The sequence below is a fragment of the Mucilaginibacter celer genome, from assembly GCF_003576455.2.
GTDB lineage: Bacteria > Bacteroidota > Bacteroidia > Sphingobacteriales > Sphingobacteriaceae > Mucilaginibacter > Mucilaginibacter celer.
In genome coordinates this window covers 5,532,141-5,553,173 of sequence record NZ_CP032869.1, presented here as the reverse complement: position 1 = coordinate 5,553,173, position 21,033 = coordinate 5,532,141, and the positions used below count along the sequence as shown (strand labels likewise).

The window sequence follows — 21,033 nt, the reverse complement described above, 5'->3', positions numbered from 1 at the left end:
ATCAAATAAAACCAATCAATCATAACCGGGCAAAAACGTTCTGATCTGGCGGTCACCGTCTGCCGATAGGTCTACATTATTGTTATATCGTTTTAAATCAAGTATCAATGCTTTATTCACAGTAGAGCTATCGGGCATCCTGCGGTCTATTTCCTCGGTCCAGTTTCTGCTCAGATAAAACGGGAACATTCCTGTCCAGCTAAGCTTATAGGCAGTGGAATTGGGCTGCGTAATGATCAAATCCTGGTTAGGTTCCTTGTTATCGTCTCTTCGGCTAAACACAATCCCCCGGCTAAAAAGCAGTGAATCGACAGATGTGAATTTGCTGAATTTAGTATCTGCCGAATCGGGATAAACATAATGCCGGTAAGCATTAAACCTGGCGGGGCGTTTGCCCATATAAAACCTTATCAAATACATACTGAAATCTACCTTAATGCTATCATGCGGTGGAATATACAACGCGTGGATATGAACAGGATTGTCGCGATCAAGCAAGTTATATTTGTTGGTGTATCTGTTATAATGCTGATCGAAATAAAGGATAGCGATACAATCGTTCAGGGTGTTATTAAAAATGCTGATCGATTTTTTGTCACTGTGCTTAATGCTTTGAAAATCGCCCGAAAACAGGGGCAGATCGAAGGGGTTACGATACTTATAAAGCAGGGTTTCGTTGTTCCAGCTGTTAACAGGGTAATTTAAGGGATACAGGCGGGCCTCTACAAAGTTTTGCATATCAATATGCATCTGTTCGGCCTGGTAAGGCCTCTCGCCTAACACGCTTTCCGATTCGGAAGCCCACCTGTTTTGCCGGGGCTGATAGGTTGTTGGCCCCGAGCTGATGCGAATCAGAAAAAATATAAAAAGCAAAATGCCGCCTATGAGTAGGCCATAGCCTATGTTATGGGTTCTGCCGTAATCAAAGTAAGTTTGGTTAATGCGCCGGGTTAAAGCGTAATTGATGTTATCAAAATGTAACATAGCCTTCAACAGCTTCCTGAAAAATGCCCGGCGATGGGTATAGGGTCTGTTCGTTGTTATAAAATCAATAATTGTATTAATGTTTTCGGTAAAATACCGGCTGTCTGCCTCGTTAAGGGTCAGATAAAAATCAGCATCAGTCAAAAACGCAAGCCTTGCTTCTAAATCCTGGTGTTTGGGCTTTGTTTTCATTAAGGCCAGCGCACCGGCAATTTTACTGTTAAACCTGCTTAAAATAATATTGAAAACGGCCGGGGTAAAAAAAGTGCGGTAATGCAATAATACCCTTACATCGTTCCAGTTGTTGTTATTAAGGGCCTGGTTTATATATTGATAAATCTCATCCTGCAAATATTCGGCTATCACAAACCGGATACGCTCCATCGTTTCATTATCAAATCGTTCTATCCGGTCAAGCCGTTCGGCGTCATACCCGGTAAGGATCCCGTAAAAGCAATCGTAGCCTGCAAAAATCCTGAATACATCCGGGTACTTCCGGATGGCGTTAAAAACCTGGTCTATATCGTTTTTTGAAACAGTTCCGCCAAGCCGCTGCTCGGCAAGAAGGCGTTTTTCAATGCGGATAAGGCTTTGTTCATTAATATTTTTAAGTTCGGTGCGGGTAACACCTATACTTACTAATGATTTAAAAAATGGCACAACAGATGTATAAATAATTATACCTGAAAATAAAACAAAAAAACCATATAATTTTGCGTAAACACAACCAATATCACAAATGATTGCAATCATAAACCAGGTATTTGAAATTCAGCAAAAACTGCAGCAACGCGGCGATACCATAGCCGACAGGAATTTTAAACGCATATACCACGAGTTTGAAACCCTGGGCTATAACGTTATTGACCCTGCCGGCCGGGATTATAAAGAAACTGATACCGATATTGAAGCAACGCTGTCGGGTGGGCTAAGCACCGGCATGAAAATAACAAGAGTATTGAAACCGATCATATACCAGGCCGACAGCGGGTTACAGCCCCTGCTGGTACAAAAAGGGATAGTTATTGCAGAAGGAGAACAGAAATAATGAAGAATATTGATTTTGGGATTGATCTGGGTACAACCAACTCGGGCATTGGCCGGTACGAAAACGGTAAGGTACAGGTACTTAAAAACCCTGTTGGGTTGGGCGAAATTTTACCATCTGTAGTGTCATTTTACCGGGGACGTACCCTTGTTGGCAACAAAGCCCGTGAGCAATACCTTACCAACGCAGGCAATGTTTTTGGTGCCTTTAAACGAAAAATGGGCACTGCCGAAAACTATGCTGTAACCAGCGCGGAAGGGGTAACCCAATTGTCGCCGGTTGATTTATCGGCATACATACTCAAAGAGCTTAAAAATTATGTGCCGGGTACCAGCATTGAAGCAGCGGTGATCACCATACCGGCATCTTTTGATACCATACAATCAAACGCTACCAAGCAGGCCGGTTACCAGGCCGGGTTTAAAGAGGTTGTTTTATTGCAGGAGCCTATAGCCGCCTGCCTGGCTTACGCCAACCTGAGTAATTTAAATATCGAAGACGAGCAAAAATGGCTGGTATATGATTTTGGCGGAGGTACCTTTGACGTGGCCCTGGTATATATCAATAAACGCGAGTTAAGGGTATTGGATAACCGCGGCAATAATTTTTTAGGCGGTGTTGATATTGACCACGCTTTTTTGGCAGGTACCGTAGTGCCTAAATTAAGCACCATTACCGGCGACAGCGATATGTGGAACAAGCTGGTTAGCAAGGATGGCGCTTATGAAAAACTTTGGTATTATCTTGGTTATAAGGCCGAGGAAGCCAAGAAAGAGCTATCGGTATCGCAAACCACCTGGATGGAAATAGATTTTCCGGAGCTTGAGATCCTAACCGATATCGAACTGAGCCGCGACGCTATCAATAGCGCTGTAAAACCCAAATACAAGGAGTCGGAAAAGTTTGTTATCGAATTGCTGGCAGAAAACAACCTCACGTTTAAGGATATTGAACGTGTGATACTGGTAGGCGGCACAACTTATATTCCTTTTATTAAAGATGCTTTGCGTGGGCTGGGCGTTAAGGTGGATGACAGTATCGACCCAACTACCGCCGTTATTACCGGCGCGGCATATTTTGCCGGTGCGCACCAGCAAAGCGAAGGAGTAGATGATAATCCAGCAGCGCACGTGGTAAACAAGATTGATGTAAAACTATCATACGAAACTTACTCGAACGACCTGGAAGAACTTATTGCTTTTAAAGCAACTGATGGCTTTGCGGGCCATTACCGCATTACCCGGGCAGATGGCGGGTTTGACACCGGTTTACTACAGTTTAATCAAACAGCTAACGAGTTTGTAACCTTGCTGCCAAAAGCTAAAAACAACTTTAAGCTGAGCATTTATAACAACGGGCAGCAACCGGTTTTTGAAACCACGGCTATTACCATATCGCATGGCCTGTACGGCGTGGCCGGCCAGTTATTGCCCGAGGATATTTGTATTGAGCTGGATAGCAAGGAAGATAACACCTACCTTGAGGTGATTTTTAAACGCAACAATATTTTGCCGCTCAGCAAAACGCTTTATAAAACTTTTTCCCGGTCGATTATTAAAAACTCGACTGATAAGCTGATCATTAATGTGGTTGAGGGGAAAAGCGGCACCCTGCCGGGCTCCAACCTCAGTATCGGGTATATAGCCATTGAGGGCAGCGATCTGCAGGGCGATCTGATACAAGGCACCGATGTGGAGATCCAACTGGATATCGACGAATCGAGGGGATTAAAGGTTGATGTTTATATTCCCTCTACAGGCCAACAAATCAGTCAAAGCTTCCACATCTCGGCCAAAGAGGTTAATTTAGAAAAGATGCTGCTTGATATTGCAGCTGCCGAAAATACCCTGGATGCCGAAATAGCAGAAAGCAGTAAGAGCGAAGCTTATGAGCTTTCGGCGATGTTTCAGCGGATAAAGGAAGAACTGCAGTTGTTGAAGCAAAAAATCCACGAAACAAAAAATGATAAAGTAACCGAAGAGCGCTATCGCCTGGATGATACCAAACGGAAACTGTTGAGCGAATTGGACAGCCTTACCCGTTCGCGGGATGTGTTTATGGCAACTTCGTTATATAAAAAAGAAAAAGAGCGCTACCTGGCCCAGGAAAAGTATGCAACGGCTGTACAAAAAGCCGCGCTGAAAAAGATTTTTGATGGCGAAAAGGAGCTGCTGCAATCGGGCGATAAGCATTTGATAAAGCGGGCTACACAAGAACTGGAAAGCTTAAACGATAAAATATTCCTGCAAAATGATGAGGCTTTTATCAGCTTGTTCTGGCAGTTAAACTCGCTGCCCGAGTTTTATTATGCCGATATCTCCAACCTGGCCGAACTGTCGGAAGCAGGGCAGAAAGCTATAGAAAAACGCGATTATCTGAATTTGAAACACATCGTTACCGTTATGTTCAACAAGGTGGATGACGTGTATAAAGTTAGGCGCAATAGTGATAATGAGCACTTTCAGCACATGCAAAAAAATCCAACATTTAAAACCGGACTAAGTTAGCACAGGTTTTAAATGCCTGTATGTGATTTTAATTTTTAGCAACCAAAGCCTCGCCCTCAAAAACAACGCCTGTCCATCCATGCGCCATAAACTGCCTGATGTTTTGGTGATCGGTAGCATCGGGATGGGCCAGTACCGATTGATAGTGCTCGGCAAATAAAAGCAAGGTATCTTCGGCACCCAGTCCGTTTATTTTGGCGAAGGATAAAACCTTTGCGCTGCCCTGGTTTTGGGTAGCCTCGTTGTAGGTATCGCCGTTTTTAAAAGCCGTTGGCTGGTGCTGATAATAGGTTTCAATAAAAGCGATCACTTCGCTGAATATCTTCTTATTTTCTTTCAGATCTGTTAGTAATGCAGATAGTTCTTGTTTCATGTTAGGATAATATGGGCAAAAAAGGAGGAAAAATTGGCAATCGTGTTCATCCAATCTTTGCTCTTAAAGATTAACTCTTTTGAATCAGCTTATTGTGTGTTGTTTAAAATATCGCCTCAGCAATCCTCTTAGTCGGCCCGGCATTACTCATGGTATAAAAATGCAGTACCGGCGCGCCAAAGGCCATCAGTTCTTTACACTGGTTTATCATCCATTCAATACCCACTTCTTTAACCGCTTTTTCGTTAGCGCAAGCGTGGATAGCATCAGTCAAATCTTCAGGAAGATCGATATGGAATGTTTTTGACAGCGTAACTAATTGTTTTGACGAAGTGATCGGTTTCAAGCCCGGAATAATAGGAACTGTAATGCCATTGGCACGGCAGCCGTTCACAAACTCTTTGTACTTCTCAATATCAAAAAACATTTGGGTTACGATGAACTGCGCGCCCATATCAACCTTTTGTTTCAAGTATTTGAAATCGGTTTTCAGATTAGGGGCCTCAAAGTGTTTTTCGGGATAACCGGCCACACCAATGCAAAAGTTCGTTTTGGCGGTATTGCCATGATCCTCGTGCAGGTAAATGCCGTTGTTCAGGTTTACTACCTGTTGCAATAACTCGGTGGCGTAGCAATGGCCGTTAGGCGTTGGCACAAATGATGAATCGCCAAGGCGGGCATCACCGCGTAATACCAATACGTTTTCGATACCTAAAAACTCCAGTTCGATGAGGGCGTTCTCGGTTTCATCTTTGGTAAAACCACCGCAAAGCAGGTGTGGCACGGTATCAACCTTATACTTGTTCATGATAGCCGCGCAAATGGCGATGGTACCCGGGCGCTTGCGGTACGATAATTTTTCGAGCAGACCGCTTGGGTGCTGCTTGTAAATAAAATCTTCGCGCAGGGTAGTAACATCAATAAACGGAGGCTTAAACTCCATCAGCGGATCAATGGCATCATAAATGCCCTGGATGCTTTGCCCTTTTAAAGGCGGGATCAATTCGAACGAAAAAAGTGTTTTGCCGTTTGCGTTGACTATGTGTTCAGGTATTTTCATGACCGTTTTAGGTGCGTAATTTATCTCTTATCCGTCATTGCGAGGTACGAAGCAATCCCTAACTGTACAGGGCGGATTTGCATAGCGCCTCTGCCTTTTGGGGATTGCTTCGTACCTCGCAATGACGTGGTTTATATCATTGAGTTTAATAGTTAATATTAGGGCCTAACCAGCGCTCAACATCTTCAAGCGGCATCTGCTTACGCTGAGCGTAATCTTCTACCTGATCCTTACTGATCTTACCCAAACCAAAATACCTTGCCTGCGGGTGTGCGAAGTAGAAACCGCTTACCGATGCGGCCGGTAACATGGCCAGGCTTTCGGTTAGTTGCATGTTGGCGTTATCTTCGGCCTTCAGCAGCTCGAACAATGTGGTTTTTTCGGTATGGTCCGGGCAGGCCGGATAGCCCGGTGCCGGACGTATGCCCTGGTATTGTTCTTTGATCAAATCAACGTTAGTCAAATGCTCGTCTTTAGCGTAACCCCAGTATTCTTTACGTACCAGTTCGTGCATTTTTTCGGCAAAAGCTTCGGCGAGACGATCGGCGAGGGCTTTGGCCATGATGCTGTTGTAATCGTCGTGGTCGCGTTCAAATTCTGCTACCAGTTCGTCGCAGCCTAAGCCGGTGGTTACCGCGAAACCGCCGAAATAGTCGGGTACGCCGCTTTCTTTCGGCGCTACGAAATCCGACAGGGCATAGTATGGATCGTTCTTTACCTTTTCGGCCTGCTGGCGTAGGGTGTGGATACGGTTTAGTACTGTAGTGCGGCTTTCGTCGGTGTACAATTCAATATCATCGCCCACGGCATTGGCCGGCCAGAAACCGATCACACCTTTGGCAGTGAACAGCTTTTCATTAACAATGCGTTTCATCAATACCTGGGCATCATCAAACAGCTTTTTGGCTTCGTCGCCCACGTATTTATCTTCAAATATTTTAGGGTAGCTGCCGCGGAGTTCCCAGGTGTGGAAAAACGGCGTCCAGTCGATATACGGAAGCAATTCCTCTAAGGGGAAACCATCAAACACTTTGGTGCCGGTAAATGCAGGTTTCGGTGCTACATCGCCATCAAGGCTGATCTGGAATTTGCCTGCGCGGGCTTCATCGATGGTTACAAAACGCTTGTCCGATTTTTTATTGGCGTGGGCCTCGCGGGCTTTGGCATACTCATCCTTAATGCCCTGGATGTAAGCATCGCGATTATCCTTGCTCATCAAGCTGCTGCATACGGTAACACTACGTGATGCATCCAGCACATGGATGGCAGCCCCCGAATATTGCGGCGCGATTTTCACTGCGGCATGGATACGTGAAGTTGTAGCCCCACCAACAATAAGCGGAATAGTGAAGTTTTCACGCTCCATCTCTTTGGCAAAATGAACCATTTCATCAAGCGATGGGGTGATCAAACCGCTAAGGCCAATAATATCTACCTGTTGCTTTTTAGCTTCTTCAATAATGCGTTGTGCCGGTACCATTACCCCAAGATCGATCACCTCGAAGTTGTTACAGGCCAGTACTACGCCAACTATATTTTTGCCGATATCGTGCACGTCGCCTTTTACGGTAGCCATTAAAACCTTACCGGAATTGGCGCGCTGATCGGCATTTACGTTGTTCTTTTTTTCTTCTTCGATAAATGGCAACAAGTAAGCCACGGCCTTTTTCATTACACGTGCCGATTTTACTACCTGTGGCAAAAACATTTTACCGGCACCGAATAAATCGCCTACGATGTTCATACCGTCCATCAGCGGGCCTTCAATAACTTCAAGCGGTTTGCTGTAGGCCTGGCGGGCTTCTTCTACGTCATTATCCAGGTATTCAACAATACCTTTTACCAGCGAATGGGAGAGGCGCTCCTGAACGGTACCTTTGCGCCATTCTTCATCGCGTGTAACCTCTTTGCCTTTGCTTTTGATGGTATCTGCAAATTCAACCAAACGCTCGGTAGCATCCGGGCGACGGTTTAACAGTACATCTTCAACCAGCTCTAACAGGTTTTTAGGGATCTCTTCGTAAACCTCCAGCATACCGGCGTTTACAATTCCCATATCCATACCTGCTTTGATGGCATGGTACAGGAATGCCGAGTGCATAGCCTCGCGCACGGTATTATTACCCCTGAACGAGAAGGAAATATTACTTACGCCACCGCTCACTTTAGCATGCGGCAGGTTTTGTTTGATCCAGCGGGTGGCCTCGATAAAATCAACAGCGTAGTTATTATGCTCTTCCAAACCGGTAGCTACGGTAAGGATGTTAGGATCGAAAATGATATCCTGCGGAGGGAAGCCCACTTCGTTCACCAATATATCGTATGATCTTTTACAGATCTCGATGCGGCGCTCATACGAATCAGCCTGGCCGGTCTCGTCAAAAGCCATCACCACGGTGGCGGCGCCATAACTTAATATTTTGCGGGCGTGTTCTTTAAATTTCTCTTCGCCCTCTTTCAGTGAGATGGAGTTTACGATACCTTTCCCCTGAACACATTTTAAACCGGCCTCGATCACCGACCATTTCGACGAATCGATCATGATAGGCAGTTTGGCAATATCCGGCTCGGAGGCTACCAGGTTAAGGAATTTAACCATTACGGCTTCCGAATCGATCATGCCTTCGTCCATATTGATGTCGATAACCTGGGCTCCGCCTTCAACCTGTTGCAGGGCAACGGATAAAGCGGCCTCGTAGTCTTCGGCCAGTATCAATTTGGAAAACTTAGGCGAACCGGTGATATTGGTACGCTCGCCCACGTTTACAAAAATGCTTTCGGGTTTTATAGTAACTGCTTCCAGACCGCTCAGGCGCATATCCGGCTCAATTTGCGGGATAGGGCGGGGAGGGAATGCAGCCGCTTTATCGGCAATACATTTAATGTGATCGGGCGTGGTGCCGCAGCAGCCGCCAACTATGTTTACCAGTCCGGCTTTAATAAAATCATCAACCTGGTGGGCGGTTTCGTGCGGGGTTTCGTCGTATTGGCCAAACTCGTTTGGTAAACCCGCGTTTGGATAGGCCGAAATATATACGCCTGCTTTTTCAGAAAGCTCGGCTAAGTGGGGGCGCATTTCACGTGCACCCAAAGCACAGTTTAAACCTACCGAAAGCAGGTTGGCATGGCTTATCGAGTTCCAGAAAGCCTCAACCGTTTGCCCCGAAAGGGTACGGCCCGAAGCATCGGTAATGGTACCCGAGATCATGATGCCGCCCGAATCCCTGAAAGCAGGAAAATCTTTACCGGCAGCTTTGCATTCATCTTCGTAACGTTTAATAGCGAAGAGTGCCGCTTTGGCATTCAGCGTATCAAATATGGTTTCAACCAATAGCAGGTGTGAACCACCGTCAACCAAACCCCTAACCTGGTCATAATAAGCATCAGCCAAATCATCAAAGGTAACTGCACGATATCCCGGATCGTTAACATCGGGCGATAAAGAGGCTGTACGGTTTGTAGGGCCGATAGCACCGGCAACAAAGCGTGGTTTATCGGGGTTGCGTTGGGTATATTCGTCGGCTACTTCGCGGGCAATGCGCGCGCCTTCGTAGCTTAGTTCGTAGGCAAGTTCTTCCAGCTTATAATCAGCAAGCGAAATTACCTGTGTGCTGAAAGTATTGGTTTCGATGATATCAGCTCCGGCATCCAGGTATTCGGCATGGATAGCCTTAATTACATCGGGGCGTGTAATGTTAAGCAGGTCGTTGTTACCCTGCAAATCTGTACCATGATCGCGGAAACGCTCGCCACGAAAATCCTTCTCCGTGAGCTGGTACCTTTGGATCATGGTACCCATTGCTCCGTCAATCACCAGGATGCGCTTCTGTAATTCTTTTCTAATGTCCATTTTTTGATTTCACCGATTTTTTTATTGATGATTTCACTGGTTTTTTTGATTTAGATGATTGATTTATGGACAGGGAACTATTATCTGGTTACGGAAATAGTCGGCCAATGTGTATCAAATCAGTGTAATCAAAAAAATCACTCTAATCACTAATAAATAAAAAGCTTATCTCGAAAAGTCGGGTGTTATCATGACTTTCGCTTATCTGTCCGGGCGCAAATTGCTGCCTGGTAGAATGTAGCACCTTGTGAAAGCCACAGGTTGCTAAGACATCGCAGGGTCTAATCCCTCCGTCTTTCTCCATAAGCACCGCAAAGTTGCGCAATAAAGTTGTCATTTGCAAGTGTATAACACCGGGCTTGTATCATAGCTAAGCCACATTGTTAAACAAAAAAAGCCGCCTTTTTTGGAGGCAGCTTTTGATTGGGTTTCTTTGCGAAATTATCTTCTTCTGCCGAATACACGGAGGATCATGAAAAACAGGTTGATTAGGGTGATGTACAATGTTAATGCACCCATCAGCGCCAGTTTTTTAGAGCTTGCATCTCCGTACTCAATACCTGCGCCAATGCGTTTAAGCATTTGCATGTAGTAGGCAGTTAAGCCGGTAAATACCGCTATGCCAATGTAGCTGATGATGTAGCTCATTTGCTCGCTGTGCATAAAGAAGTTAGCTAATGAAGCTACGAATATGCCGACAAACAGGATATACATGATCGAGCCGAAACGGGTTAAATCCATATTAGTGTTATAACCGGCAACAGCCATAATACCAAAAGTTACTGCTGCTGTAATGAAAACGCCTAATATTGAAGCTGATGTATAAACCAGAAATATGAGGCTTAAGCTAATACCGATCAGCGTAGCGTAAGCCACAAAAAGCAATACCAAAATTGGGTAAGATATGCGGTTGTAACCAAACTGCATCACCAGCGAAAATGCAAGCGGCGAAAAAATGGCGAACAAACCGAAACCTGTTAAGCCGCCTGTTGGTGCAACGATAAGGCTAATCAGGCCCATGTTTAAAAACAGGTATACCGTGATTGCCGAAACACCAAGCGCCACGCCCATCCAGCTGAAAACGCCGGCCATAAACCTACGTGAATCAACTTCTGATTGATCCTGAACTTCGATAATGTTATCGTAGTTGTATTTTGAATCTTTAAATTCCATTTTGTGTTAAAAATTATAGTACGAATATATAAATAAAAGGTGAATGTAGGGTGAAGATGCGAGGCTGCTTCTCCGCCACGTCATTGCGTGGAACGAAGCAATCGCGAACTATACAGGGCGGACCTGCTAATCGGGGATTGCTTCGTGCCTCGCAATGACGTGGTGGGGAAACGCTTTTGGATGCGTTAGTTTAAACGACGCATCAACTGCTCTTCCACCTTTTTAAAAACCTGTATAGGTTTCAAAGTGCGCCAGCCCAGATTATCCAGCTCGCCGCCAAAGTTGATGTAGTAATCGATGTTATTGCGTTTAAATTCCTCTATCACGTGTTCTCGGAAGTTGATTCCGGCTATCCAGCCATCTTCCACATCCTGAAACCACTCTTCGTAGTAACAGTCGTCGCTTGAGTGGAAGTTGAGCACGTTTTCGCCTATCAGGATAAAATGGCTGATGCCGTTATCTATCATCAGGTCTAACAATTCGCGCTTTAGCAGCATGATATCGTTGTTGATGGCATCGTTCCATTCGCCAATCAGTTCAATAATGGTGTAACCTTTTTCATAATCGGCAAAAAGCACTTTTAAATAAAGGGTATTAGAGCCGAACGAATCCCATTGAGGGTGCAGCAGGTAGTTGTATACCTGCTTATCAAATTCAAACTCGCTGTATTCTGTAGCGTAAAAAGGCGAAAATTCATCTTCCGATGCTACGTAATCGTCTCTCCAGCGGTAATATGGTTCAATCTCGTGCATTGTTTTTATTCGATTTCAGATTTCAAATGTGCAGATGTGCAAATTGGCATATGCAAATCAAAATCATCTGCACATCTGAAATTTGCACATTCGCACATCGAAACTATTTTTTAAAATAATGATCAACAGCGCTCCGTACGCTGCCGTATTGTTTCAGTAGTCCGGCTGCATCTTCTTCGCTTAGGCCGGTTGCTTCCATTACCATGTGGGTGCCCCTGTTCACCAGTTTGTTGTTGCTGAGCTGCATATCAACCATCCTGTTCCCTTTTACGCGGCCAAGCTGGATCATTACGCTTGTGCTCAGCATATTTAAAACCAATTTTTGCGCGGTACCGGCCTTCATCCGGGTTGATCCGGTTAAAAACTCCGGGCCGGTTACCACCTCAACCGGGTACTGCGCCGCGGCCGCCACCGGGCTGCCGCTATTACAAACAATGCAGCCGGTAACTATATTGTGCTCATTAGCGGTTTTTAAACCACCGATAACGTAAGGTGTAGTGCCCGATGCCGCTATGCCTACCACCACATCTTTATTATTAACATCATAAGCCTGCAAATCGGCCCAGGCCTGTACAGTATCATCCTCGGCAAATTCAACAGCCTTGCGGATAGCACCATCGCCGCCGGCGATTAATCCTACCACCATATCAAACGGAACACCAAAAGTTGGCGGGCATTCTGAAGCGTCAACCACACCCAAACGGCCACTGGTACCTGCGCCTATGTAAAACAACCGGCCTCCGGCTTTCATCTTTTCGGCAGTAATGGAAGCGAGTGCTTCTATCTGCGGTAACGACTTTTCTACAGCCAGCGGAACGGTTTTATCCTCATTATTAATGTTCTCTAAAATTTCCCTTACGGTTTGTTTTTCGAGGTTTTTATAGTGCGATTCCCTTTCGGTGGTGGTTTCCATAGGCTATTTTCAAATAATTTATAACAAAATTCGGTAAAAAACATCAAATGCAAAGGCGCAGGCAAAAATTATTGGCCCTGCATTTGTTAACTTTGTATCATAACTATGAAGAGGACCGCGGGTGTAATTTTCCGGACAACAATCCTGCTATTTTTGGGGATCATGATAGGCTTATTGCTTAACAGGGATTTTGCTACCCATAACCTCGGCCTTTCATTTGCCAACAACAGCAAAATAGCCAAAGTGCTGCAACTGGTTGATCGTAACTATGTTGATAGCGTTAACATTGACAGCATCGAGGGTGTATCGGTAAACAACCTGCTCCAGAACCTCGATCCGCATTCGCTTTACTTACCGCAACAGCAGGCACAATCCATTAACGAACGTTTGGACGGTGGTTTTAACGGCATAGGCATTGAATATCAGGTGCTGCGAGATACGCTGATTATCACCCAGGTATATGCCGGAGGCCCTGCCGAAAAAGCCGGATTACTGGTTGGCAGCAAAGTGGTGAGTGTAGATGGCGAGAAGTTTTCGGGAACAAACATTACCACCAAAAGGATCAATAAGGTTTTCAGGGGCGATGCTGATTCGGCCTTGAAACTTGGTGTGATTCTACCGCTAAGCACCAAACCTAAAGTGATAGATATTAAACGCGGCCACGTTGACCTGAGCAGCGTTGACGCAGCTTACATGGCCGATGCCAAAACCGGCTATATCAAAATCAGCAAGTTTTCGGCCACTACCGATGTTGATTTCAGAAAAGCGCTAACCAACCTGAAAGTTGACGGGATGGATAAGCTAATGCTCGACCTGCGCGGTAACGGCGGAGGCTATCTTAATGCAGCTACATCATTGGCCGATGAGTTTTTAACCGGTAAAAAGCTGATAGTTTATACTAAAGGCATTCATGAACCGCGTACCGATTATTTCGCTACAGATTCGGGCATGTTTCAGAATGGTAAAGTTGTGGTACTGATAGACGAGTATTCGGCTTCTGCCAGCGAAATATTGGCTGGCGCGCTGCAGGATCTGGACAGGGCAACCATTGTTGGTCGCCGTTCATTTGGTAAAGGCCTTGTGCAGCAACAGTTTGGTTTTGAAGATGGGTCGGCAGTGAATCTTACTGTGGCCAGGTATTATACGCCATCGGGGCGTTCCATCCAAAAATCATACAAAAACGGTGTAGACAGCTACCGGAGCGAGCTTGCCCAACGCATGCAAAAAGGCGAGCTTTTTTCAGAGCAAAGCAACCTGAACGATAGCATTTTCAAATCACCATCCAACTATCATACCTCAAGCGGGCGTAAGGTTTTTAGCGGCGGCGGTATTATGCCCGACGTTTTTGTACCTGCCGATACTACCCGGAGCACCATGCTGATTCAGGATTTGAGCCAGCAGCAATTGTTTACCGCTTATGTGATTGACAGGCAGCAGCAATTATTGAAAGAATATCCTACTGAAGACGCTTTTTTAAAACAGTATACCGTTACCAACGATGATGTAGACAGGTTTATCCTGTATGCATCGCAAACCATCAAAGAAATGGATTCGCACGAAGTAATGATATCGCGCGAGCCAATAAAAACTATTCTTAAAGCACACACCGCCCGCTTTAAATGGGGCGATAATGCTTACTTTAAAGTGGTTAATGCTGATGACGTGACGTTTAAGAAGGGCTTGGAGCAGTAGCGGGATAACAGCTTTTCAGCCTTACGAAGTTTTCAAAACTTCGTAAGGCTATCTTTTGTAAGTCTACCTCCTGGTCAGGAAAACCTCTTCAGTCAATTCCAAATTAGCCATAACTCCAGCCAGTGTACCACTGTTAACAGCGTTAGCAATTGAGCGAATTCCCGATGAGTTATCACCGCAGGCGAAAACTCCGGAAACAGTGGTTTTCTGTTTACCCTCAACCACTATATAACCCGGCTTGTTTACTTCACAACCTAATTGCTGTGCAATGTCGCTATGCTGCACAAACGGAACCCTTGCGTACAAGGCATTCAATTTTATTTCCTCGCCATTTTTTAGGCGAATGCTGTTGAGGTAGCCGTTAGTGTGAGCAAACGCAGTGATCTCATCTTCAATAATATTGATGTTGTTGTCGCGGATGATCTTTTCCTGTTCGGCACTAATGGTAAATTTGCCATTGGTGAAAACAGTAAGATTTTTTGTCCAGTTAGAGATGAGTTTAGCCAGTTCAAAACCTATCTCGCCGTTAGCGAATATACCTGTTGGTTGATCTTTGTATTCGTAACCATGGCAATAGGGGCAATGGATAACCGATACGCCCCAGCATTTGGCAAAGCCCGGAATACTGGGCAGCTGATCTTTAATGCCATACGCAAGAATTAACTTTTTAGCTTTAAATATCTCTCCTGAAGCAATTTTTATTTCGAAGCCTTCTTCGCTCGTTTTAGCTTGGATTGCCTCACCATTGAGCAATCTAATACTGGGATATTTCAAAGTTTGTTCGCGGGCTATGCTTAAAATTTCCTGTGGAGTTTGACCATCGCGAGTGAAAAAGTTGTGGGAGTGTGGCGTTGGCTGGTTGCAGGGTTTGCCGCTATCAATAATTAACACGTTCCTTGCGGCACGTCCCAAAGCCATTCCTGCCGATAAACCTGCGCTGCTGCCGCCTATAATGATCACATCAAAATCCTTCATATACAATTGGAGTTTATAATGCTGGTAAAAGTATATGGTAAAAACACAAAATGCAACTTAGTTGCATTTTGTGTTTTTGATGTGACAAAGAACGAGTGGTTATGATATCACCATTTATTAGCGTTAACCACTGTCATAATACCATTAAAGTACGATAGTAGTTTACGGTTATCATCCTGGATATAGGCTTCCGGATAATCCCAGTTGTTAAAAGTAATTTTCCATGCTTTTACAAAGTGAGGCTGATCGGGTGTATCCTGTGCCAAGTTGTAATACCCAAATTCGGCACGTACACATGATGAAGCGTCTACATGGCCATCTTTGTAACCATCTTTATTAAAAGCATCAATAAAGATCTTGCGGATCTGCGGTAAGGTAGCCGAAGCTTTTGTATCGAGGTTAAGCGTGCCGTAGCGCCTGCCGCTAAGCAGATAATAAGTGCCATCCCTGAAATGATAGCCCATTCCGGAGTTAAAGATTGGTAAACCTTTGCTTTCTTCGGAAGCAACAACATGTTGGTATATGGTAAGCGGGCCATTGGTGGTAATACTGTCGTTTAAAATAACGCGGGTTATCACCAGTCCATTAAGCGAAATGTTATTTTTTTGCAGCAGGCTTACCGCCGCTGCCAGCTCGGTTTTATTGCTATCGCTGTAATCGCGTTTAACGCGGTTGATGCAGCCGTTATCTTCGCCATAATTACCCGAAAGTTCGCCTTTTTTGCACGAAGCAAAGGTCATTAATGCCAGTAGCACTAAACAGTAAAACTTTTTCATGAAGCGTAAAGTATTGAGGTTTAGAGTGTATTACGCAAAGTGAGAGGGATGTGTAACAGGGAGGTGGTAAATTCTTACAACATGTCATTGTGAGTAAGTAAACGCCGAGGCATCTGAAGGAGATATGGCATCACCATTTTGTCATCCTGATGAACGAAGCATCTTCTTCGCTCTGTATAGCGGCCATGCTTGTTGAAGAAGATCCTTCGCTATCGCTCAGGATGACAACGTTTTTTAACTTGTCATGGGTAGGAACGAAGCAATCGTGAACTATACAGGGCGGACCTGCAAATAGGGGATTGCTTCGTACCTCGCAATGACGTATGGAGACCGTTTATTACTTCTGCCTAAACCAAACCTGTACCGGCGCACCCGAAAAATCGAAATGTTCGCGCAGTTTATTTTCAATAAAACGGTAGTACGGCTCTTTTACATACTGCGGCAAATTGCAGAAAAACGCGAACATTGGCGACGTGCCTGCAATTTGGGTAATGTATTTAATTTTAACGTATTTGCCTTTTATTGATGGTGGGGGATAGTTTTCGATAATAGGCAACATCACCTCGTTCAGTTTTGAAGTAGGGATTTTGCGGGCGCGGTTTTGGTAAACCTGGTTGGCTACATCAATCACTTTTAATACCCTTTGTTTTTCGGTTACCGAAGTAAACACGATAGGCACATCGGTAAAAGGAGCAATTTTATCGCGGATCTGCTCTTCAAAAACTTTAATGGTTTTGCTGTTTTTCTCGATCAGATCCCATTTGTTCACCACGATAACGATGCCTTTTTTATTCTTCTCGGCCAGGTGGAAGATGTTGATATCCTGCGATTCAAAACCTTCAACAGCGTCGATCATCAAAATCACTACATCGGCTTCTTCCAGGGCTTTGATGGTACGCATTACCGAGTAAAACTCGATGTTTTCCTTCACCTTGGTTTTTTTACGCAAACCGGCGGTATCAACCAGCATAAAATCATGTCCGTACTGGTTATAGTGGATATGGATCGAATCGCGGGTAGTACCTGCAATTGGGGTAACTATGTTACGGTCTTTACCTATCAGGGCATTGATGATAGATGATTTACCCACGTTAGGACGGCCAACAATGGCGTATTTAGGGCGGGTATTTTCTTCCAGCTCTTCTTCTTCAAAGTGTTTTACCACTTCGTCCAGAAGCTCGCCGGTGCCAGAGCCTGTCATAGATGAGATAGTGAAAATCTCACCAAGGCCAAGGCTGTAAAATACCATGGCATCGGCAACCTGGTTGTTGTTATCCAGTTTATTTACCACCACAAAAACAGGCTTTTTGCTTTTGCGCAGACGGTTGGCAATATCATCATCCAGATCGGTAATGCCGGTAGTTACATCAACCACAAACAACACCACGGTAGCTTCTTCAATGGCGATATCTACCTGCTCGCGAATGGCGGCTTCAAAAACATCGTCGGAGTTGGCTACGTAGCCTCCGGTATCAATAACGGTAAAATTATGGTTAAGCCACTCGGCCAGGCCGTAATGCCTGTCGCGGGTAACACCGCTAAAGTCGTCTACAATAGCTTTACGGCTTTCGGTTAAGCGGTTATATAATGTTGATTTGCCTACGTTGGGCCTGCCCACAATGGCTACTATGTTACTCATATTTTTTTGTTAAGAGTCAGGATGCAAGAAATCAAGATTCAGGAATACAAATCTATTTAACTTAACCGCTGCTTCTACGAAATTTTAAATTTTTATTAATGGTAGATCAAGATACCGGAACAATCCTGCATCCTGATTCTAAAAGTCTTGATTCTATCCTTCTTATTCGTACCCGAATTGTTTCAGGTAGTTTTTCTTGTCGCGCCAATCGGGAATTACTTTCACGAAAGTTTCGAGGAAAATTTTGCGTTGGAAAAAGTCTTCCATCGATCGGCGGGCGTAGGTGCCCACAATCTTCAGCATTTCGCCGTTTTTACCGATGAGGATATTTTTTTGTGATTCGCGCTCAACAATGATCTCTGCACTGATGCGGTAAAGTTTTTCGCCTTCTAAAAATGAAGTAACGATAACCTCGGTGCTATAAGGAATTTCTTTTTTGTATTGCTTAAACACCTGCTCGCGGATCATCTCCGAAGCGAAGAAACGGTCGTTACGATCAGTCAATGCATCTTTTTCGTAATAGGCCGGGTGCTCGGGAAGGTTCTCGATCACAAAATCCATAATGGCTTTGATATTGTGACCATGCAAAGCCGAGATAGCGAAAATGGCTTTCGGGTTCAGTTTTTCCTGCCAAAATTCAACTTTCTTTTTAACGGTTTCCTCATCGCTTTGGTCAATTTTGTTGATGAGGATGGCGAGAGGTGCATCAGATTTTTCAAGTTTTCGCAATACGTCGGCTTCGTCGTATTCTTCGTAGATATCGGTAACGAGGAGGATCAGGTCGGCATCCACAATCGAGCCATCCACCTGGTGCATCATGCTTTCGTGCAAAGCATAGTGCGGTTTGATCACACCCGGCGTATCCGAAAATACGATCTGGTAGTTTTCATCATTCACAATTCCCAAAATACGGTGACGCGTAGTTTGTGCTTTAGGGGTGATAATTGACATTTTTTCGCCCACCAGCGCATTCATAAGGGTTGATTTCCCCGCGTTGGGCTTACCTATTATACTTACAAAACCTGCCTGATGAGCCATAAAAAATAATTAAAAATATATTTGGACTGCAAAGAAACGAATTATATCTTTGCAGTCCAATTAAAACGGAGTGCAAATTTGCATTTTGATAATTGGAAGGACCTTTCCGGGGTTATGGCCGGATCTTAAAATATATAGCACATTAATACAGTGCGGGATGGAGCAGTTGGTAGCTCGTCGGGCTCATAACCCGAAGGTCGTAGGTTCGAGTCCTGCTCCCGCTACAAAGTAAAAAGCCTTGGGTTGAAAAATCTGAGGCTTTTTTGTTGAGTTCGAGTTGCGTTTTCAAGGTATTGAGTATATTTTTCAGTACTTACCAAAAGACGCTGAAAAAGATATATTTATATAGAATGACGCATGTTGGGAATATTCCGCATATTCTTGCAAACGGAATAACTCATCAACGTTCAGCAAAATAGCAATGAAAATTATGTTTCGATCGGTGCCGGTGGCTTAATATCAAAAAGAGAAAATGTTTTTTTGTCAAACGGCAATACTTTGGGAGATTACATTCCATTTTATTTCGGTCCAAGAATGCCAATGCTTTATGTAATAAAACTTGGTGCGCAAAGTGTGTTATATAATTTAAAGCAAACATCATCAGAAGATGTTATATATTGTATCACGAGCGTTGAGCAGATACTTGAACATCAACTTGAGTTTGTATTTTCGAATGGACATGCGGTAAGTGATCTGACCGATTTTTTTGATGGAACAGATGTTGGTAGTATCGCCGAAATAATTGATATGCAGGCAGTAAATGCACGTTATTGGCGAGATGAAAATGATCTTGATTTAAAAAGAAGAAAGGAAGCTGAGTTTTTGGTATTAGGAGATATACCTGCAAGTGCCATATTAGGCTTTGTTGTTTATAATGAAAATGTAGAGCAAAAGTTATTGAAACTGGGCATTGATAAAGGTAAAATAGCGGTTAAACCAAGTTACTATTTTTGAAAGAATGATCAGATATACCGAAGGTAATATATTAGAAAGTGAAGCTGATGCTTTGGTAAACACTGTAAACACTGTTGGGGTTATGGGAAAAGGTTTGGCTTTGCAGTTTAAAAAAGAATTTCCTCACAATTTCAAGGTTTATCAACAAGCATGTAAGAGCAAAAGCTTCAAAATAGGCGATTTGATAGTTACTGAAGATGATTCGCTGCTGTATGGCAAAAAAATAATTATTGACCTGCCTACAAAAACAGATTGGCGTAAACCATCGGAGTACAGTTATATTGAAACAGGTTTAAAACGATTAGCGTCACTTATACAAGAAAAACAACTCAAATCTATCGCTATACCTCCATTAGGCACCGGGCATGGCGGGTTGGAATGGGCCAAGGTACAAAGCCTGATAGAGGCAGCATTAAAGAATACAGACAGTGATATACTGGTGTACTTACCTAATGCTGTGATTAAAGAGGCCATGAAAGAAGAACGCGCAAAACTAACCCCCGCAAGAGCCATGTTATTAGCCGTTTTATTTGACTTAGCCAAAAGCGGGGAGTTTGTATCTGAGTTCGCAGCCGAGAAAGTTGCTTATTTTTTACAACGCTTTGGAGCAAAAAATGAGTTTAAGTTAACCTTCGAGCCTAATTTTTATGGCCCGTATTCAGGAAAAGTACGACGCGTGCTTTATTATCTTAATGGAAGCTACATTACCGGCTATAGCGCCATGGATAAAAAGCCTTTTGAAGAATTAGGAATTATGATGGACGCGGAAGCAGATGTCTTAGCATACCTGAACCAGGAACCCAATCTCAGATATCTTGATATCGTAAATAAAACTAAAGATTTTTTATCGGGATTTTATTCGGCTTTTGGGTTAGAACTCTTATCTACCATAGACTTTCTATCGTTAAAGTTTAAAACTAAAAATTTAGATGAGATACTAACACATTTGAAAGATTGGAGCAACAGAAAGCAAACCATGTTTTCGAATAAAAGATTTATTGAACAGGCAATAGCAAGGCTTGAAGGATATAATTTAGAATAGCAATTCGAGTGCTACTCCCGCTACAAAGTAAAAAGCCTCAGGTCGAAAGATTTGAGGCTTTGTTTGTTACGTGTGCAATTATCCGGCATGCCCGTTTGAGGAAATTAAACTTTAAGCAGTAAGGTGATGACCTGTTGAAGTTTGATTATAGTAACTAAACGCCTAAGGCGAAGAACTACGGTTCAAAACCTCTAAATTTTAGTCAGCATAGTGTTTGCGAAAAAGACAACATTTATCATTTGTTTAATGTGTTAAAA

Annotated in this window: 16 protein-coding genes, 1 tRNA gene and 1 riboswitch; of the genes, 6 read left to right on the top strand and 11 right to left on the bottom strand. The window is 43.9% G+C overall.

What is annotated here, in order from left to right:
• Nucleotides 1-15: 15 nt before the first annotated feature.
• Complete coding sequence (locus HYN43_RS22815) at nucleotides 16-1,644, bottom strand: hypothetical protein (RefSeq protein ID WP_119406231.1); 1,629 nt, start codon at nucleotides 1,642-1,644, stop codon at nucleotides 16-18.
• A gap of 79 nt (nucleotides 1,645-1,723) precedes the next feature.
• On the opposite strand from HYN43_RS22815, the gene HYN43_RS22810 reads away from it, so the two are divergent.
• Nucleotides 1,724-2,032: a hypothetical protein gene (locus HYN43_RS22810; RefSeq protein ID WP_119406230.1), complete on the top strand. Its 309-nt coding sequence runs from the start codon at nucleotides 1,724-1,726 to the stop codon at nucleotides 2,030-2,032.
• A complete protein-coding gene (locus tag HYN43_RS22805) occupies nucleotides 2,032-4,539 on the top strand; it encodes an Hsp70 family protein (RefSeq protein WP_119406229.1) in 2,508 nt (835 codons plus the stop codon). The genes HYN43_RS22810 and HYN43_RS22805 overlap by 1 nt, the downstream gene beginning before the upstream one ends.
• 28 nt (nucleotides 4,540-4,567) lie before the next feature.
• Here HYN43_RS22805 and HYN43_RS22800 read toward each other — a convergent pair whose 3' ends face one another.
• The 6 genes from HYN43_RS22800 to murQ all read right to left on the bottom strand — a co-directional run bounded on the left by HYN43_RS22800 (nucleotide 4,568) and on the right by murQ (nucleotide 12,660).
• Entirely contained in the window at nucleotides 4,568-4,912 is a 345-nt protein-coding gene (locus HYN43_RS22800) for a HopJ type III effector protein (RefSeq protein WP_119406228.1), read from the bottom strand.
• A 103-nt stretch (nucleotides 4,913-5,015) separates the two neighbouring features.
• Nucleotides 5,016-5,972, bottom strand: coding sequence for a methylenetetrahydrofolate reductase [NAD(P)H] (metF, locus tag HYN43_RS22795; RefSeq protein ID WP_119406227.1), 957 nt, complete (start codon nucleotides 5,970-5,972; stop codon nucleotides 5,016-5,018).
• 145 nt (nucleotides 5,973-6,117) lie between these two features.
• Nucleotides 6,118-9,822 carry a methionine synthase gene (gene metH, locus HYN43_RS22790; RefSeq protein WP_119406226.1) on the bottom strand — a complete coding sequence of 1,235 codons (3,705 nt, stop codon included), beginning with the start codon at nucleotides 9,820-9,822 and terminating at the stop codon, nucleotides 6,118-6,120.
• Nucleotides 9,823-10,020: 198 nt separating this feature from the next.
• Nucleotides 10,021-10,131, bottom strand: a riboswitch (SAM riboswitch).
• A 132-nt stretch (nucleotides 10,132-10,263) separates the two neighbouring features.
• A complete protein-coding gene (locus HYN43_RS22785) occupies nucleotides 10,264-10,995 on the bottom strand; it encodes a Bax inhibitor-1/YccA family protein (protein ID WP_119406225.1) in 732 nt (243 codons plus the stop codon).
• A 185-nt stretch (nucleotides 10,996-11,180) separates the two neighbouring features.
• Entirely contained in the window at nucleotides 11,181-11,747 is a 567-nt protein-coding gene (locus HYN43_RS22780) for a hypothetical protein (RefSeq protein WP_119406224.1), read from the bottom strand.
• Between the two features lie 103 nt (nucleotides 11,748-11,850).
• A complete protein-coding gene (gene murQ, locus HYN43_RS22775) occupies nucleotides 11,851-12,660 on the bottom strand; it encodes an N-acetylmuramic acid 6-phosphate etherase (protein WP_119406223.1) in 810 nt (269 codons plus the stop codon).
• 105 nt (nucleotides 12,661-12,765) lie between these two features.
• Here murQ and HYN43_RS22770 point away from each other — a divergent pair, with 105 nt between their 5' ends.
• Nucleotides 12,766-14,352 (top strand): S41 family peptidase, encoded by a 1,587-nt coding sequence (locus HYN43_RS22770; RefSeq protein ID WP_119406222.1) that lies wholly within the window; start codon nucleotides 12,766-12,768, stop codon nucleotides 14,350-14,352.
• Nucleotides 14,353-14,415: 63 nt separating this feature from the next.
• Here HYN43_RS22770 and HYN43_RS22765 read toward each other — a convergent pair whose 3' ends face one another.
• The 4 genes from HYN43_RS22765 to era all read right to left on the bottom strand — a co-directional run bounded on the left by HYN43_RS22765 (nucleotide 14,416) and on the right by era (nucleotide 18,780).
• Entirely contained in the window at nucleotides 14,416-15,327 is a 912-nt protein-coding gene (locus HYN43_RS22765; RefSeq protein WP_119406221.1) for an NAD(P)/FAD-dependent oxidoreductase, read from the bottom strand.
• Between the two features lie 107 nt (nucleotides 15,328-15,434).
• Nucleotides 15,435-16,103: a hypothetical protein gene (locus tag HYN43_RS22760; protein WP_162996588.1), complete on the bottom strand. Its 669-nt coding sequence runs from the start codon at nucleotides 16,101-16,103 to the stop codon at nucleotides 15,435-15,437.
• Between the two features lie 337 nt (nucleotides 16,104-16,440).
• Nucleotides 16,441-17,742 (bottom strand): ribosome biogenesis GTPase Der, encoded by a 1,302-nt coding sequence (der, locus tag HYN43_RS22755; RefSeq protein ID WP_119406219.1) that lies wholly within the window; start codon nucleotides 17,740-17,742, stop codon nucleotides 16,441-16,443.
• A gap of 162 nt (nucleotides 17,743-17,904) precedes the next feature.
• On the bottom strand, nucleotides 17,905-18,780 hold the full coding sequence (era, locus tag HYN43_RS22750; protein WP_119406218.1) for a GTPase Era: 876 nt from the start codon (nucleotides 18,778-18,780) through the stop codon (nucleotides 17,905-17,907).
• 151 nt (nucleotides 18,781-18,931) lie between these two features.
• On the opposite strand from era, the gene HYN43_RS22745 reads away from it, so the two are divergent.
• The 3 genes from HYN43_RS22745 (at nucleotide 18,932) to darG (ending at nucleotide 20,776) form a co-directional block, all read left to right on the top strand.
• Nucleotides 18,932-19,004: transfer RNA gene (locus HYN43_RS22745), tRNA-Met, on the top strand.
• Between the two features lie 175 nt (nucleotides 19,005-19,179).
• Nucleotides 19,180-19,734, top strand: coding sequence for a type II toxin-antitoxin system toxin DNA ADP-ribosyl transferase DarT (darT, locus tag HYN43_RS22740; protein ID WP_119406217.1), 555 nt, complete (start codon nucleotides 19,180-19,182; stop codon nucleotides 19,732-19,734).
• A 4-nt stretch (nucleotides 19,735-19,738) separates the two neighbouring features.
• Nucleotides 19,739-20,776, top strand: coding sequence for a type II toxin-antitoxin system antitoxin DNA ADP-ribosyl glycohydrolase DarG (gene darG, locus HYN43_RS22735; protein WP_119406216.1), 1,038 nt, complete (start codon nucleotides 19,739-19,741; stop codon nucleotides 20,774-20,776).
• The last annotated feature ends 257 nt before the right edge of the window (nucleotides 20,777-21,033 follow it).

Bases quoted from the DNA above. Each gene is read 5' to 3' on its own strand.
- HYN43_RS22810 (WP_119406230.1), top strand. From the start codon at position 1,724: ATGATTGCAATCATAAACCAGGTATTTGAAATTCAGCAAAAACTGCAG.
- HYN43_RS22805 (WP_119406229.1), top strand. From the start codon at position 2,032: ATGAAGAATATTGATTTTGGGATTGATCTGGGTACAACCAACTCGGGC.
- HYN43_RS22800 (WP_119406228.1), bottom strand. From the start codon at position 4,912: ATGAAACAAGAACTATCTGCATTACTAACAGATCTGAAAGAAAATAAG.
- metF (WP_119406227.1), bottom strand. From the start codon at position 5,972: ATGAAAATACCTGAACACATAGTCAACGCAAACGGCAAAACACTTTTT.
- metH (WP_119406226.1), bottom strand. From the start codon at position 9,822: ATGGACATTAGAAAAGAATTACAGAAGCGCATCCTGGTGATTGACGGA.
- HYN43_RS22785 (WP_119406225.1), bottom strand. From the start codon at position 10,995: ATGGAATTTAAAGATTCAAAATACAACTACGATAACATTATCGAAGTT.
- HYN43_RS22780 (WP_119406224.1), bottom strand. From the start codon at position 11,747: ATGCACGAGATTGAACCATATTACCGCTGGAGAGACGATTACGTAGCA.
- murQ (WP_119406223.1), bottom strand. From the start codon at position 12,660: ATGGAAACCACCACCGAAAGGGAATCGCACTATAAAAACCTCGAAAAA.
- HYN43_RS22770 (WP_119406222.1), top strand. From the start codon at position 12,766: ATGAAGAGGACCGCGGGTGTAATTTTCCGGACAACAATCCTGCTATTT.
- HYN43_RS22765 (WP_119406221.1), bottom strand. From the start codon at position 15,327: ATGAAGGATTTTGATGTGATCATTATAGGCGGCAGCAGCGCAGGTTTA.
- HYN43_RS22760 (WP_162996588.1), bottom strand. From the start codon at position 16,103: ATGAAAAAGTTTTACTGTTTAGTGCTACTGGCATTAATGACCTTTGCT.
- der (WP_119406219.1), bottom strand. From the start codon at position 17,742: ATGAGTAACATAGTAGCCATTGTGGGCAGGCCCAACGTAGGCAAATCA.
- era (WP_119406218.1), bottom strand. From the start codon at position 18,780: ATGGCTCATCAGGCAGGTTTTGTAAGTATAATAGGTAAGCCCAACGCG.
- darG (WP_119406216.1), top strand. From the start codon at position 19,739: ATGATCAGATATACCGAAGGTAATATATTAGAAAGTGAAGCTGATGCT.